The sequence below is a fragment of the Streptosporangium sp. NPDC006007 genome (genome assembly GCF_040614315.1).
Lineage (GTDB): Bacteria > Actinomycetota > Actinomycetes > Streptosporangiales > Streptosporangiaceae > Streptosporangium.
This window is the reverse complement of the sequence record NZ_JBEXUG010000017.1, coordinates 1-15,376: the sequence shown is the minus strand read 5'-3', so window position 1 is coordinate 15,376 and position 15,376 is coordinate 1. Positions and strand designations below refer to the sequence as shown.

Here is a 15,376-nt window from a genome sequence, read left to right as displayed (position 1 = left end):
TGGATCGCTCTCCACGCCCCGTATGCGTCGTGGTGTGTTGCCGCAGCCGTAGAATCTCACGGAACCCGGTCTGACGCCTGGTCACGCCGCGAACCGGCATCACCTCGTACGCCGACACCTCGTCGGAGATCTCCAGCAGTCCCGCTTGTCGGCGTGGGCCGACAGTCTCATCAGATCCCCCCGCACCTTGATCGAGATCCTCCCCTTCGGCGACCTCGGCGGCGTCGTGAGGCGCTAGAGGCTCAGGACAGACGGAACGAGATTCTCCACTTGGGGTTCGCCTCATCTCGGCCTCCACTCACCGCTTTCGGTCCCCGAGGACGGCGGCGCGATCCCGTACCACCTCATGCGGTCCGGAGGCGTCAGATCTCGGCGAGCCTCGCCGGGGGGCCGTCCCGTCGGACGGATTATCGCCGTCGTCCCTTTCGCCCGGCGAAACGTCCAGCCCCGGTTGCGTACGGCCCGCCGACCGGCACGATGCGGAGGCGTGAACGACAACGACCTTTTCCAGCTCAACGACCGCAGGTTCGTCATGGTCAGCTCGACGGCGAGCGTGGTGGACCCGGACGGGCCCACCGAGTTCGTCTACCGGGAGGCCGACGGGGTCATCTGGGGCGACTACACCGGCGACACCGTACTCCACGGGCGCTTCGTCGGTACCCGGGACGCCGACCGGATCGAGCTGACCTACGTGCACCTGCTCACGACCGGGGAGCGCGCGAACGGGCGGAGCAGCAGCCGTATCGAGCCCCTTCCCGGCGGACGGCTTCGGCTGGTGGAGGAGTTCCGGTTCGCCGGGGACGACACGCCGCACGTGAGCGTGTGCGCCGAGATCGTCTGAGGCGGCCGGTCAGTCGTCCTGCTGGAGCTGGGCGCGGCCCTCGGCCGCGCCCACGAAGCGCATCTTGCCCAGGGGCACGTCCGTTCCGGCTCCCCCGGCGGGGTCGGGGGCCGGGCGGCGCTGGGAGCGGCCGGAGCGGCGGTCGCTCGGCAGGACGTAGGGCCGTTTGAGCACCTCGTCGAGGATGAAGACGGTCTCGGTGGCCTTGACCGCGGGAATGTTGGCCAGCCGCTCGGTCACCAGCGCGTGCACCGCGGCGACGTCGGTCATCCGGACCTGGATCATCGCGTCGTGCTGACCCGTGGTGATGGCGCAGTACTCCACCTCGGGCATCTGGGCGAGCTGGGCGCGGAACTGGCGCCACATCTGCTGCCGGACGGTCACGAAGACCAGCGCGGTGATGCCGAGCCCCGCGCGGACGTGGTCGATCTCGGCGGTGAACCGTTTGATCGCACCGTCGGCGCGCAGCGCCTCGAACCGGGTGTAGGCGTTCGCCCGCGAGATGCCGACGCGCTCGGCGAGGGCCGCCACGGAGATTCTGCCGTTCTCCCGCAGCACCTCAAGGATCTTCAGATGCGTCGCGTCGAGTTCGAGGCCGATTCCGATCCGTCCAGACTGACCGCCCGCGTGAGCCGAGTTTCTTGATGTTTCGGTCATCTTTGTACCCCTCACGTCAGATTTGTCTCACTTTACCGTCTTTATCTGGTCTTTCTGTCGGACAATCCTGGACGACCGGCGATCAAACGTCCACAAGGACCATTTTCGGAGGACACACAAATGGCGATCCGTTCACGGCGCCCCGGAGCGAAGGCAGCCCTGCTGCCGGTGCTGCTCACCGGTGCCCTCGCCCTCGCAGCCTGCTCCAGCGGCGGCTCGTCCGGCACGGCGTCCCCGGGCGGCGCCGCCGCCAAGACGCTCGTGATCGACACCTCCTTCGACCTGAAGACGGCCGACCCGGGGCGAACCTACGAGCCGACCGGCCTGATCATCGGCAAGGCCGCCTACGAGACCCTGCTCACGTTCACCGGATCCGACGTCACCAAGCCGGTGCCGGCCCTCGCCGAGTCGTTCGAGATGTCCGGCGACGGTAGGACACTGACCCTCAAGCTCCGCCAGGGCGCCACGTTCGCCGACGGCTCCCCCGTCACCGCCGACGACGTCGTCTTCTCCCTCGACCGGGTACGCGACATGAAGGGCACGCCGTCCTTCCTGCTCGACGGGGTGAAGGTCGCCAAGACCGACGAGACGACGATCACCCTGACGTCGAAGACCGCCAACCCGGCGCTGCCGTACATCCTGCCCAACCCCGCGCTGGGCATCCTCAACTCCAAGGTCGCCAAGGAGCACGGCGCCACCGCGGACGCGGGCGACAAGGCCGAGCAGTACCTCAACTCCACCTCGGCCGGCTCGGGGCCGTACACGATCGAGTCGTTCAACGTCAGCAACCAGGTCGTGCTCAAGGCCAACACCGCGTACTGGGGACCGGCCAAGCCGGTCTACGACAAGGTCGTGATCCGCAACGTCGAGGCCGCGACGCAGAAGCTCAACGTCTCGCGCGGCGACAGCCAGGTGGCGTTGAACCTCTCCGGGGACCAGGTCGCCGGGATCTCGGGCAACCTGCAGGTCAAGAAGACCGCCTCGCCCAACGTCCTCTTCCTGCTGGCCAACCAGGACACCTCGGTCAGCAAGGTCACCTCCAACCCCAAGTTCGTCGAGGCCATGCGGAAGGGCGTCGACTATCCGGGCCTGCTGGAGCTGGCCGGCGAGGGCGCGGTGCAGGCCCCCGGCGTGATCCCCTCGATGCTGCTCGGCGCGCTCCCGCCGGACCAGGCGGCCAGGCGCGACGTCGAGGGCGCCAAGGCGGCGCTCAAGGAGAGCGGCGTGACCGACCCGAAGGTCAAGCTGGAGTACCCCAGCGAACTGACCGTCAACGGCCTGTCCTTCCAGCCGTTCGCCGAGCGGATCCAGGCCAACCTCAAGGAGGTCGGCATCACCGTGGACCTGGCGCCCGCGCCGATCGCCACGGCCCTGGACAACTACCGCAACGGCAAGGAGGAGCTGGGCCTGTGGTACTGGGGTCCCGACTACCCCGACCCCAGCGACTACCTGACGTTCCTGCCGGGCAAGCTGGTGGGCCTCCGTGCCGGCTGGAAGGCCGGCGCGGACAAGGGGCTGGAGGCGGCCGGCGAGAAGGCGGCCGTCACGATCGGCGACGACGCCCGCAAGCAGGCGTACACCGACATCCAGGCGAAGTTGAACGCCTCCGGCCCGTTCATCACGCTCATCCAGCCCAGCCAGAACATCGTGACGGCCGCGTCCGTCACCGGTCTGGAATTCCATCCGGTGTGGACCGTCGATGTCGCCGACCTCGGCACCAAGTAGGCACCCCGAGCCCGGCGAGGGCCCGACGGCCGGTACGGTCCCGCCCCGCGCGGGCCGTACCGGCGGCCGGAGCCCGCTGGTCCGCTTCCTGGCGCGCAGAGTGCTCACCGCGCTGCTGCTGGCGGTGGGCATCACGCTGGTCACCTTCGTCCTGACCAACCTGGTCCCCGGCGATCCCGTCTCGGCCAACCTCGGCCAGCGGGCCCTCGGCGACCCGGCGATCGTCGCGCGGTGGCGGGCCGATCACGGCCTGGACAAGCCGCTTCCGCAGCAGTATCTGCTGCACCTGCGGGGGGTGGTCCAGGGAGACCTCGGGACGAGCCAGCAGAGCCACCGCCCGGTCCTCGACGACCTGGCGGAGGCCGTGCCGGCCACGCTGGAGCTGGCCGGCGCCGCGATCCTGATCTCCGTCGTGGCCGGCGTGGCGTTCGGCGTGGTCGCGGCGCTCCGCCGCGACCGGCTCACCGACCACGTGCTGCGGATCGTCAGCCTGGTCGGCATCTCGGTGCCGACGTTCTGGCTGGCGCTGACCGCCTTCTACGTCTTCTTCTACCGGTTGCAGGTGACCCCCGGCAGTGGGCGCGTCGACCCGGGCATGAACCCGCCGCCCAGGGTCACCGGGCTCTACACGGTCGACTCCGCGCTGGCGGGCCAGTGGGACGTGTTCTCCTCGGCGGTCGGCCACCTGGTCACCCCGGCGCTGGTGCTGGCCCTCTACACGATCGGCCTGCTCACCCGGTTCACCCGGTCGGCGGTGCTGGAGGTTCTGGGCCAGGACTACGTGCGCGCCGCGCGGGCCAAGGGGCTCCCACCCCGGGTGATCCTGCTCCGCCACGTGCTGCGCTCGGCCCTGGTGCCGATCATCACGGTCGCCGGCCTCGCCTTCGGCAGCCTGCTGTCCGGCACCGTGCTCGTCGAGGCGATCTTCGCCTGGCCGGGTGTGGGGCAGTACGCCTACAAGAGCGCGACCTCCCTGGACCTGCCGGCCGTGATGGGCGTCGGCCTGGTGGTGGGCGCGGTCTACCTCGTCATCAACCTGATCGTCGACGTGCTGTACGGCGTCATCGACCCCAGAGTGAGACTGTCTTGAAACTCCCCCAAGCGTGGCGGCAGCCGCTGGCGATCATCGGCGGGGTGGTGGCGCTCGCCTGGATCGTGATCGCGCTGACCGCCCCGCTGCTGGCGCCGTACGACCCGCTCGCCCAGGACCTGCCGCGCCTGGCCCCGCCGGGTCCCGGCCACTGGTTCGGCACCGACCAGCTCGGCCGGGACATCCTGAGCAGGGTGATGTACGGCGCGCGCCTGTCGATCCCGCTGACACTGCTGCTGGTCGTGCTCTCGGTGCTGGTCGGCGGCCTGCTCGGCGCCTGCGCCGGATATTTCGGTAAGTGGATTGATGAGACGATCATGCGGTTCGCCGACCTCGTCTTCGCCTTCCCCACCATCATCCTGGCCATGGTCGTCGCCGCCGCGCTCGGCGCGAGCCTCACCAACGCCGTGCTGGCCGTACTCGTCGTCGCCTGGCCCGCCTACGCCCGCGTCACCCGCGGCCTGGTGCTGGGCGTCCGCGAACGCGAGTTCGTGGTCAGCGGGCGACTGCTCGGCTTCACCGCCTGGCGTTCCCTCCGCCTCGACGTGCTGCCCAACGTGACCGGGCCCGTCCTGGTGCTCGCCACCCTCGACATCGGAACCGCGCTGCTGCTGCTGTCCGGCCTGTCCTTCCTCGGGCTCGGCGCGAAACCCCCGTCCCCCGAGTGGGGCGCGATGGTCGCCTCCGGCGTGGAGGTCTTCGACAGCTGGTGGGTGGCCGCCTTCCCCGGCCTCGCCATCCTCACCGTCGTGCTGGCCTTCAACTTCCTGGGCGACACACTGCGCGACGCCCTCGACCCGCGGACGGCCCGCGCCATCAAGGAGCGTGCGCTTTGACCCTCGCCATCTCGGACCTGAAGGTCTCCATCGGCGGGAAGGAGATCCTGCGCGGCGTCGACCTCGACCTCCGTGCCGGCCGCGTGCACGGCCTGGCCGGCGAGAGCGGCTCGGGCAAGACCATGACCGGTCTGGCCGCGCTCGGCCTGCTCCCGCACGGGGCCCGCGTCACCGGCCGGATCTCCCTGGACGGGCGCGACCTGCTGAGCATGTCCGCCAAGGAGCTCAACGCGGTACGCGGCGACGAGATCGCCATGGTCTTCCAGGATCCGGCCACCAGCCTGCACCCCATGCTTTCCGTCGGCCGCCAGCTCACCGAGCACATGCGCCACCACCTCGGCCTCGGCCGGAGACAGGCGCGGGCCAGGGCCGTCGAACTGCTGGGCCAGGTGCGCATCCCCGGCCCGGAGACGGCGATCGACCGCTACCCGCACCAGTTCTCCGGAGGCATGCGCCAGCGCATCGCGATCGCGATCGCGCTGGCCTGCTCCCCCAAGGTGCTCATCGCCGACGAACCCACCACCGCGCTCGACGTGACCGTCCAGGCCGGGGTGCTGCGGCTGCTGCGCGGCCTCTGCGACGACCTGGGCCTGGCCGTACTGCTCGTCACCCACGACCTCGGTGTGATGTCCGCGGTCGCCGACGAGGTGAGCGTGATGCGGGAGGGGCTGGTCGTCGAGACTGGCCCGCGCGGCCAGGTGCTGCGCGATCCCGCCCACCCCTACACCCGCACCCTGCTGGACTCGCTGCCCGGGGAGACCGCATGACCCTGCTGAACGTGGACGACCTCGTCGTCGAGCACCGCACCCCGGGCCGTCCCCTGGTGCGGGCCGTGGCCGGGGCCAGCCTGAGCGTCGCCGCCGGCGAGGTCGTCGGCCTCGTCGGCGAGTCCGGCTGCGGCAAGTCGACACTGGCCCGCGCGGTGTGCGGGCTCAACCGGGCCGCCGCCGGGACCATCACCTTCAACGGCCACCCGGTGACCCCGCTCGGGCTGCGCCGCAGGGACCGGGCACTCTCCGGAATCCAGATGGTCTTCCAGGACCCCTACTCCTCGCTGAACCCGCGTCGCCGGGTGGGCGCGCAGATCGCCGACGGGCTGCGCGTCGCGGGCGACACCGTCACCGCCCCCGCCGACCTGCTGGAACGGGTCGGCCTGCCCCGCGACCTCACCGGACGTCACCCGCACGAGTTCTCCGGCGGCCAGCGGCAGCGGATCGCGATCGCCAGGGCGCTCGCCGCCCGGCCGTCCCTGCTGATCGGCGACGAGCCCATCTCCGCGCTCGACGCCTCCGCCCAGTCGCAGGTGGCCCGGCTGATGCGCGACCTCGCGGTCTCCTCGGGCGCCGGTCTGCTGTTCATCAGCCACGACCTGTCGGTGGTACGGCTGATCGCCGACCGGATCGCGGTGATGTACCTCGGGAAGATCGTGGAGATCGGCCGGACGGCCGAGGTCTGGAGCGATCCCCGCCACCCGTACACCCGCGCCCTGCTCGGCGCCATCCCCGCGCCCGACGGCGCCGGGATTCTGCCCGAGGAACTCCCGGGCGACGTGCCGGACCCTGCCGCCCCGCCGTCCGGCTGCCGCTTTCACCCCCGCTGCCCGGTGGCGATGGACGTGTGCCGGGAACGCGAACCCGCGTTCGGCCCGGTCGCGTGCTGGCTGCACGGACCCGCATGATCGACGAGGTGCGGCGCAGGATGACCGCGGAGGGGATCGACGCCCTGGTGCTGCGCCCCTCCCCCGACTTCCGCTACCTGGGCGGGCGAGGCGACGGATACCTCGTCCTCACCCACGACCGGCCGCCCGCCGCCGCGTCCGGGCCGCTGGAGGCGGCGGCGCTCATCCCCCCCTCCGCGCGCCGCGTCGGCGTGGACCCCGAGATGCGGGCCCGGGAGCTGTTCTCCCTGCGGGTGGAGGCCGAGGTGGTGCTGGCGTCGGCCGTACTGGCCCCGTTGCGGCTCCGCAGGGGAGCCGCCGAACTCGCGGCGGCGGAAAGGTCGGCCTCGGCGGCGGACGCGGTGCTGCTCGCCGCCCATGAGCTGTCCTGGTTCGGAACCACCGAGCGCGCGATGGCGCGGCGGCTCTGGGCCATGATGGTCGAGACGGGGTGCGAGGAGGTGCTCTCGGTGCTCGTCGCGGCCGGCGAGCACACCGCCGTCCCCCGGCACACGCCGTGCGACCGCGTGATCAACCCGGGCGACGCGCTGCTGATCTCGGTCTGCGGAAGGTGGGCCGGCCACTGCGCGGAGGTGGCCCGCGTGTTCGCGGTGGCCGAGCCCCCCGAGGACTTCGAGGCGATGTACTCGGTCGTCCTCTCCGCGCAGCGCGCCGCCCTCGACGCGCTGCGGCCCGGCGTGACCTCGGCGGAGGTCGGCCGGATCATACGGGGGGTGATCGAGGACAGCGGGTACGGCTGCCACGCCGGGAACCGTCCGGGACGCGGCCTCGGCCTCAGCCAGGACGAGAGCCCCTGGCTCGTCCCCGGCGACGAGACCGTACTGGCCCCCGGCACCACGCTCTGCGTGGAGCCGGCGATCTACCTTCCGGAACTGTTCGGCGCCCGGGTGGCCGACGTGGTGGTCTGCGCCCCCTGGGGAGCACGACGCCTCAGCACCAGCTCACACCCCCTCCACGTCATCGACCGCTGAGCCCTCCGGCCGACCGGATCCCGCACGGGGTCGGCTCGGCCGGCGGGCCGGGGAACGCTAGGGCGCGACGCGGCCGGCCGCGTCGAAGGCCGCGTGGGTGAGAGGCATCAGCGCCGCCCAGGCGGCCTCCATCTTCTCCGCGACCATCTCGATCTCCCGCTGCGGGAACGACGCCACCCTGGCCTGCTCGTTCTTGGTGCGCAGCGAGAGGAAGTGCATCAGCGAACGGGCGTTGCACGTGGCGTACATCGAGGAGAACAGGCCGACGGGCAGCACGGCCCTGGCCACCTCCCGGGCGATCCCGGCCTCCAGCATCTCCTGGTAGGCGGCGTAGGACTGCCGGTAGGCCGTCTCCATCGCCTCGGTCACGAGTTTGTGCTGCTCCTCGCTGCCGTCGGTGAAGACGTACTTGCCCGGCCGCCCCTCCTGAACCAGTTTCCGCTCCGGCCCCGGAACGTAGAAATCCGGATGAAGCTCCCGGTATCTCCCACTTTCCTCGTTGTACGACCAGCCGACCCTGTGGCGGTGGAACTCACGGAAGACAAAGATCGGGGCGCGGACCAGGAAGGTCATCGAGTTGTGCTCGAAGGGGCTGCCGTGGCGGTCGCGCATCAGGAAGTTGATCAACCCTCTGGAGCGCTCGGGGTCTTTGTGGATCTCCTCCAGGGACTGCTCCCCCGCGGTCGACACCCGGGCCGCCCAGAGCACGTCGGAGTCCGAGGCACTGTGTTTGACCAGCTCGACGGTGACGTCGTCGAGAAAGCGGGGCTGGAGATCATCCACGGGCGGGACCTTCCGGTGTCGGGGATCGGACGCGGCCAAGCCTATCGCCGTCTCCGGGAGCCGCCTCGGGTGACATGACCGCGGACCGCGAGCGGTGAGCGAGAGGGCGGTAAGCGGGCGGCGGGCGGCGGAGGTGTGCCGGGGAGTGCGGTGGTTACAGGCGGTAGACCCGGCGGGCGTTCCCTGAGCCGATCATGTGGGCCACCCGGGCGGCGTCCTGGACGCTCCACTCGTCGGCGGCCAGCCGTACGGCGAGCGCCCTGGCCAGGCCCCGCCGGTAGTACAGCGCGCCCAGGTAGCAGGTCTCGGCGACGCCGTGGGAGCCGGAGCCGAACAGTTGCTTGTGGAACGGGACGAGTTCCAGTAGCTCGCCGACGACCGAGGCGGATCCGGCCGCGGTATAGGCCGGCATGTGACCGACTCCCACGTACACGTGCGGGAAGGCGGCGGCGAGATAGGCCGCCTGGCGGTGGAACGGGTAGCAGTGCAGCAGGACGACGGGCACGCCGACCGGCTGCAACGCCCGGATGAAGCCGGTCATCAGCGCCGGGTCGGCACGGCGCAGGTCCAGGCCGGGGTCACCGTGACCGGTGTGGAACCGCAGAGGCAGGTTACGCTCACGCGCCACGTCCACGGCCGTCCAGAGCAGGTGGCGCAGGAGCACCGGGTCGGTGAGCCGCGCCTCGGAGATGATCCGCCGGCGGCCCGCCGCCGCGATCACCGCTCCCCGGCTCGGCCTGGCCGGATCGAAGTCCAGGCCGTGCCGGTAGGCGATGACCGAGGTGAGCCCTACGGCGCGGACGGCCCTGGCGGCGAGCGCCTCGCCCAGGAGGGCGAGGTAGGAGACGCCGGAGGTCGCGGAGACCGCGACCTCCTGCTCGACCTGCTCGATCCGGACGACCTCCTCGGCCGTCGCGCCGCCCAGACGGCCCATGTCCACCGCCGGCAGCAGTCCGGGGCCGTCACGGCCGGTGTCGACCAGAAAGGCGGCGACCCCGGCCGCGCGCAGCAGCCGCCGATTCGCCTCGGCCGCGCCGAGCTCGGCCCGGCGCGCCAGGTAGACGGCGGGCGGCACGTGCGGCTCCAGGCCGAGGACCGGAGCGCACCAGCGGCGGACCGCCGCACCGGCGGGGGTGTCGAAGTGGGTGGTACCGGGCGGCGCGGGGGCACCGGCCTCGGTGATCAGCATCTCGAACCGTGCCCGGGTCAGATCGTCCCGGCGCACCCCGTGGCAGTGGTGGTCGATCAGCGGCGTCAGCACGGCCTCCCGTACCGTGCCGGGCAGTTCGACGGGTAACGCGTCGTCCGCTCTCATGCCGCCCCCTCCACGACCGAGGGCGGACCGGTCTCTCCGGTCCGCCCCCGGCCTCACACCGGAGGCAGCACTCTACGACCACCGATGGTGATTCCGGCTGTCTTTACCGAGTCGGGAGCCTTACGCCGGGTGCCCTTATCCGGAGGTACGGCAGAGCCTCAGCACGTTGGCGATGATCCTGGCTCCGGCGCCCCCCTCGGCGGTGAGAATCGACTCGGGGTGGAACTGTACGGCGAAGCGCCGCCTGGCCGCGTCCTCGATCGCCATCACCGCGCCGTCCGGCGTCACGGCGGTGGCGATGAAGCCGATGACCCCCGGCTGCTTGGCGTGGAGCGAGTGGTAGCGGGCGGCGGTGAACTCGTCGGGAAGCCCGTCCAGCAGCGCGCTGTCACCGAGCCGCCTGACCCGGCCGCGCTTGCCGTGCTCGGGCTGGGGGAGCAGTTCGAGGGTGCCGCCCGCCTGCTCGACCATGCCCTGCAGGCCGAGGCAGACGCCGAACACCGGCAGGTCACGCTCGTACAGCGCCTCGACCAGCCCCGACAGGCCGAAGTCGGAGGGCCAGCCGGGTCCGGGTGACAGCACCACGAGCGACGGCGCGATCTCGTCGATCATCTTCACCGGGAAGCCGTGCCGGAGCGTGACGACCTCCGCGCCCTGCTGCCGGAAGTAGTCGGCCAGGGTGTTGACGAAGGAGTCCTCGTGATCGACGAGCAGCACCTTCATACCCTCGCCCGGCCGTTCCGCGACCGGGTCCGGCGCCGCCTGCCCCCGCGAGGCCGCGCCCTGAGAGGCCGCGCCGACCGCGGCCAGGGCGCCGAGCAGGGCGCTGGCCTTGAGCTCGGTCTCACGCTCCTCCGCCTCGGGGTCGGAGTCGAACAGCAGGGTCGCTCCGGCCCTGACGGTGGCCACGCCACCGCGGATCTGCGCGGTGCGCAGGGTGAGGCCGGTGTTCATCGAGCCGTCGAACCCGATGTAGCCGACCGCCCCGCCGTACCAGCGCCGGGTGGTGGCCTCGTGGTCCTCGATGAACTGCATCGCCCAGGTCTTGGGGGCTCCGGTGACGGTGACGGCCCACATGTGGGTGAGGAAGGCGTCCAGCGCGTCGAACTCCGGCCGCAGGCGGCCCTCGATGTGATCGACGGTGTGAATCAGCCGCGAGTACATCTCGATCTGGCGGCGGCCGATGACCTGAACCGTTCCCGGGACGCAGACGCGGGACTTGTCGTTGCGGTCCACGTCGGTGCACATGGTCAGCTCCGACTCCTCCTTCACGCTGGACAGAAGGGTGCGGATCGCCTCGGCGTCCTCGATGGGGTTGCTGCCCCGGGCGATGGTTCCGGAGATCGGGCAGGTCTCGACCCGGTCGCCGCTGACCCGGACGTACATCTCCGGGGAGGCGCCGACCAGGTGCTCGTCCTCGCCGAGATTGAACAGGAACTCGTACGGCGCGGGGTTGACCTTGCGCAGGCCTCGGTAGAAGGCGGCCGGGTCGGCGCAGGGGGCGTGGAAGACCTGGCCGGGTACGACCTCGAACAGGTCACCGCGGACGAACTTCTCCTTGGCCGCGGCGACGACCTGCGCGTAGGTGCCCCTGACCGGGTCGGCCGGGAGCCCGGCCGGGGCCGGGGGCAGCGGGACGTTCTCCCCCTCGCGGGCGAGGCCGCGGGTGGAGACGCCGTCCACGGTGAACTCGTAGCGGTACTCCTTGCTGGTCTCCCGCTTACGGTCGATCACCATCACCCGGTCGGGCAGGTGCAGGACGAGGTCGCGCTGGTCCTCGGTCCGGGCGAGGACCTGACGGATCGGCTCGAACTGGAAGGCCAGGTCATAGCCGAAGGCGCCGTAGAGCCCCAGGTGCTCGTCCTCGCCCCTGAACGCCGCGATGATCTCGCGGATCGCGGTGAAGACGGTGGGACGGCGGCTGCGCATCTCCTCGGGGAGGATGTCCTCGGACTCGGCGACGTAGATCTCGACGTGGTCCGCGGTCGGCTCCCCCGTGGGCTTGCCGACGGCCAGCAGACAGGAGGCGACGACGGGCAGGACGACCCGGCCACGGGCGTTCAGGGCGCGTGCGGCGACCTTGCGCCCCCTGGTCACGATCTCCAGGCAGGGGTCGACATAGGCCAGGTGCCACCGGCTGTAGCGGCCGGGGTACTCCATCCCGGAGGAGAGCACTCCGCCGCGGCGCTCGCCGAGCGTCGTGACGACGTCCTCAAGCACCGTCTCGGGCACGTCGGACGATGTGACCTCGACCTCTATGCCACCGGCGGTGGTATATCCACTCGTCTCCACTGCTGCCTCGCCCCTTTGTTGATCTTTTTGATCCGTCTGGCGCCCAGGGGAGGCGGACACAGAAAAGGCCGCCTCCCCTGGGCGGCCCCTGTCTGCTCTCGGGAATGCGAAACCCGCGCCGCCTAAAAGCGGCGCCACCACTGAAGGGAATAGGGGTGTCGCATGCCCAAAGAGTACCGGCGGCAAGCGTGATCATGCAACGTGCGGCGGCATGGCGTGGCGGCCCGGTCAGCGATACCCGACTGCGCCGGACGCCCGGCCCACCGCCGGCCCTACCGTTCGTCGCGCCAACCACCCCGTTCGGCGCTTGGTGATCGCGTTGAAAGGAGCGCCTAATTACGCTGCCGGTCAGCCGTAGGAACGGCCCTAGCCGACTGTCCCCCTCTTCAACCCTGAGGAGAGCGCGTTGACCACTCCCAGCAAGGAGCGAAACGACCGCAGCCCGTGGAACCGGCTGCTGGTCGTACCGATCATCCTGCCTCTACTACCGTTCCTCTTCAACGCCGACGGACCCCGGTTCCTCGGTTTCCCGAGGTTCTACTGGCTCCAGCTCGCCTTCATCGCGGTCGGTGTCGTCTGCACCATGGTCGTCTACCGGATGACCAAGCGGGAGCGGTGACGTCGTGAGCGCGCACCTGACCGAGATCATCATCTTCTCCGTGCTGTTCCTGACCGTCAGCGGCATGGGCTTCATGGCCGCGCGCTGGCGCCGCCCGGCCAACCTGGCCAGCCTGAACGAGTGGGGACTGGGCGGCCGGAACTTCGGCTCCTGGGTCACCTGGTTCCTGGTAGGCGGCGACCTCTACACCGCCTACACCTTCGTGGCCGTACCCGCGCTGCTCTGGGGCGCGGGCGCGACCGGCTTCTTCGCCGTGCCGTACACGGTCGTGATCTATCCCATGGTCTTCCTGGTGCTGCTCCGGCTCTGGTCGGTCTCGCACGTCCACGGCTTCGTCACCCCGGCCGACTTCGTCCGGGCCCGTTTCGGCTCTCCCACGCTCGCGCTGCTGGTCGCGATCACCGGCATCGTCGCGACGATGCCCTACATCGCGCTCCAGCTCGTCGGCATCGAGGCCGTGCTGAAGTCGATGGGGGTGACCGGCCATCTCCCGATCGTCGTCGCCTTCGCCATCCTGGCCGCCTACACCTACCAGTCGGGCCTGCGCGCGCCGGCGCTGATCGCGTTCGTCAAGGACACGCTGATCTACATCGTGATCCTGGTCGCGATCATCGTGATCCCGCTGAAGCTGGGCGGCTGGGGCTCGATCTTCGACGCGGCGGAGGCCAAGTTCGCCGCCACGCCCGCACCGGGTGACGGCATCCTGCTCAACGCCGGCAACCAGCTGCAGTACGTCACGCTCGCGCTGGGCTCGGCACTGGCCCTGTTCCTCTACCCGCACAGCGTCACCGGCGTGCTGGCCTCCAGAAACCGCGATGTGATCAAGCGGAACATGGCCGCGCTCCCGGCCTACAGTCTGCTACTCGGGTTGATCGCGCTGCTCGGCTACATGGCCATAGCGGCCGGGACCAAGCCCATCGGCACGGACAACAACACGATCGTGCCGCAACTGTTCGACCAACTGTTCCCCGACTGGTTCACCGGGGTCGCCTACGCCGCGATCGGCATCGGCGCGCTGGTCCCCGCCGCGATCATGTCGATCGCCGCCGCGAACCTGTTCACCCGGAACATCTACCGGGAGTATCTCAAGCCGGACGCCGGCGACGCCGAGGAGGCCCGTGTCTCCAAGATCACCTCGCTGCTCGTCAAGGTCGGCGCACTGCTGTTCATCCTGTTCCTGGACACCGGCTTCTCCATCGACCTCCAGCTCATCGGCGGCGTCATCATCCTGCAGACGCTCCCCTCGGTGGCACTCGGCCTCTACACTCGCTGGTTCCACCGGAACGGCCTGATCGCCGGATGGGCCGCGGGCATGACCGCCGGGCTCCTGCTGCTCTACAACGTCGCCAACCCCGTCACCGGAAAATCGCATTTCGCCGGATCGGCGTTCCCGCTGAGCAAACTGGGCCTGGACACCAAAATGACGGTCTACGCGGGCATCCTCGCGCTGGCCGTCAACCTGGTCGTCGCCACCCTCGGCACCGTCGTCGCCCGCGCGGCCAAGGTCGCCGAAGGCGACGACGCCACCCGTCCCGACCACTATTTCGCCGACGAGGGCGACCCTCGCGTCAAGGAGCTCGACCTCACCCACTGACCCCTACCTCGCTCTCCGACCTCCCCTGCCCTCCGGTACGGCCCGCATCCACTCGAACGGGTGCGGGCCGTACACCTGCCGGGGCGTCCCCGGAACGGCTCGCCCCGTACCACGGCGGTTCGGACCAGGACCCGCTCGCCACTGGGCGAACACCCGTCAAGGCAACCCTAATTTCCTACTTAGTTAGTTGACAATTGCCGGTGCGGAGACCTACCGTGAAGCTGTGATCCTCGCACCGCACCGCACGGCACACGGTTACGACAAGCCACACCGGATCGCCCTCGCCGCCGGCAGAGTTCCGTCCGGCGACGCCTCAGCGTTCTCATCCGTCGCCTCCGTCGCCGCCCGAGAACGGCCGTCGCGCACTGTCCGGACACGACTTTCCGGAAGTTCCCCACAGCACGGCGCGCGAAGGGCCTAAGGTTACCCCGCCCCTCTGAACGAGCCCGCCCGGCTCCTCCTCCACCGGGCGGGCTTATTCATGCCCCGGAAAGGGGGGTGATGGAATAGCGTGTCAAGATTTCGGGAACGCGAAAAAGGGCCACCCCCAAAGGGGGTGACCCTTTCCCAAAAATTGTCCGGCGGCGACCTACTCTCCCACACCGTCCCCGGTGCAGTACCATCGGCGCTGAAGAGCTTAACTTCCGGGTTCGGAATGTAACCGGGTGTTTCCCCTCCGCCATAACCGCCGTAACACCATGAAACACACAAACATCACTGTTTGCTGCCTCAGAATTGCCTAGTGGACGCGAGCAACCTCTACCCAACCCCTCCCAGCCACCCAGCCCTCCCCGCGCTGCTCAACACCCCTTGCGAACAAGAAGCAGAACGCTGCGAAAGAAAACCAGACAACCAAAGAGACGCGAACAGAAACGCTTTGTGGTCAAGTCCTCGGCCTATTAGTACCGGTCAGCTCCACACGTTACCATGCTTCCACCTCCGGCCTATCAACCCGGTCATCTACCGGGAGCCTTA

General features: G+C 70.0%; 13 protein-coding genes and 2 rRNA genes. 9 read left to right on the top strand and 6 right to left on the bottom strand.

Translation table 11 applies throughout. The features are described from left to right. The first annotated feature begins 487 nt into the window (after positions 1–487). Entirely contained in the window at positions 488–841 is a 354-nt protein-coding gene (locus ABZ194_RS15575) for a hypothetical protein (RefSeq protein ID WP_355596554.1), read from the top strand. 9 nt (positions 842–850) lie between these two features. Here ABZ194_RS15575 and ABZ194_RS15570 read toward each other — a convergent pair whose 3' ends face one another. Continuing rightward, complete coding sequence (locus tag ABZ194_RS15570; RefSeq protein ID WP_355596552.1) at positions 851–1,498, bottom strand: Lrp/AsnC family transcriptional regulator; 648 nt, start codon at positions 1,496–1,498, stop codon at positions 851–853. Positions 1,499–1,618: 120 nt separating this feature from the next. Here ABZ194_RS15570 and ABZ194_RS15565 point away from each other — a divergent pair, with 120 nt between their 5' ends. The 6 genes from ABZ194_RS15565 to ABZ194_RS15540 are packed head-to-tail and all read left to right on the top strand — an operon-like array spanning position 1,619 to position 7,798. After that, a complete protein-coding gene (locus ABZ194_RS15565; protein ID WP_355596550.1) occupies positions 1,619–3,223 on the top strand; it encodes an ABC transporter substrate-binding protein in 1,605 nt (534 codons plus the stop codon). Then, complete coding sequence (locus tag ABZ194_RS15560; protein ID WP_355596548.1) at positions 3,198–4,313, top strand: ABC transporter permease; 1,116 nt, start codon at positions 3,198–3,200, stop codon at positions 4,311–4,313. The genes ABZ194_RS15565 and ABZ194_RS15560 overlap by 26 nt, the downstream gene beginning before the upstream one ends. Then, the gene (locus tag ABZ194_RS15555) at positions 4,310–5,149 is read left to right on the top strand and encodes an ABC transporter permease (protein WP_355596546.1); all 840 of its coding nucleotides are present in this window, start codon (positions 4,310–4,312) and stop codon (positions 5,147–5,149) included. The genes ABZ194_RS15560 and ABZ194_RS15555 overlap by 4 nt, the downstream gene beginning before the upstream one ends. Then, a complete protein-coding gene (locus ABZ194_RS15550) occupies positions 5,146–5,916 on the top strand; it encodes an ABC transporter ATP-binding protein (RefSeq protein ID WP_355596544.1) in 771 nt (256 codons plus the stop codon). The genes ABZ194_RS15555 and ABZ194_RS15550 overlap by 4 nt, the downstream gene beginning before the upstream one ends. After that, positions 5,913–6,827: an ABC transporter ATP-binding protein gene (locus ABZ194_RS15545; RefSeq protein WP_355596542.1), complete on the top strand. Its 915-nt coding sequence runs from the start codon at positions 5,913–5,915 to the stop codon at positions 6,825–6,827. Before ABZ194_RS15550 ends, ABZ194_RS15545 begins: the two co-directional genes overlap by 4 nt. Further along, positions 6,824–7,798, top strand: coding sequence for a M24 family metallopeptidase (locus ABZ194_RS15540; protein ID WP_355596540.1), 975 nt, complete (start codon positions 6,824–6,826; stop codon positions 7,796–7,798). Before ABZ194_RS15545 ends, ABZ194_RS15540 begins: the two co-directional genes overlap by 4 nt. Before the next feature lie 57 nt (positions 7,799–7,855). Here ABZ194_RS15540 and thyX read toward each other — a convergent pair whose 3' ends face one another. From thyX to ABZ194_RS15525, 3 genes are all read right to left on the bottom strand, one after another. Then, positions 7,856–8,581: an FAD-dependent thymidylate synthase gene (thyX, locus tag ABZ194_RS15535; RefSeq protein ID WP_355596538.1), complete on the bottom strand. Its 726-nt coding sequence runs from the start codon at positions 8,579–8,581 to the stop codon at positions 7,856–7,858. A gap of 154 nt (positions 8,582–8,735) precedes the next feature. Continuing rightward, on the bottom strand, positions 8,736–9,896 hold the full coding sequence (locus ABZ194_RS15530; RefSeq protein WP_355596536.1) for an amidohydrolase family protein: 1,161 nt from the start codon (positions 9,894–9,896) through the stop codon (positions 8,736–8,738). A 135-nt stretch (positions 9,897–10,031) separates the two neighbouring features. Then, the gene (locus tag ABZ194_RS15525; RefSeq protein ID WP_355596534.1) at positions 10,032–12,188 is read right to left on the bottom strand and encodes an anthranilate synthase component I; all 2,157 of its coding nucleotides are present in this window, start codon (positions 12,186–12,188) and stop codon (positions 10,032–10,034) included. 406 nt (positions 12,189–12,594) lie between these two features. Between ABZ194_RS15525 and ABZ194_RS15520 the strand changes: the two genes are divergently transcribed. Next, the gene (locus tag ABZ194_RS15520) at positions 12,595–12,807 is read left to right on the top strand and encodes a DUF3311 domain-containing protein (protein ID WP_355596532.1); all 213 of its coding nucleotides are present in this window, start codon (positions 12,595–12,597) and stop codon (positions 12,805–12,807) included. Between the two features lie 4 nt (positions 12,808–12,811). Next, positions 12,812–14,401, top strand: a complete 1,590-nt coding sequence (mctP, locus tag ABZ194_RS15515; protein ID WP_355596530.1) for a monocarboxylate uptake permease MctP — start codon at positions 12,812–12,814, stop codon at positions 14,399–14,401. A 576-nt stretch (positions 14,402–14,977) separates the two neighbouring features. Here the strand turns inward: mctP and rrf are convergent. Both rrf and ABZ194_RS15505 read right to left on the bottom strand, forming a co-directional pair. After that, a 5S ribosomal RNA gene (gene rrf, locus ABZ194_RS15510) occupies positions 14,978–15,094 on the bottom strand. A 186-nt stretch (positions 15,095–15,280) separates the two neighbouring features. Beyond that, positions 15,281–15,376: ribosomal RNA gene (locus ABZ194_RS15505) — 23S ribosomal RNA — on the bottom strand; the annotation flags it as partial.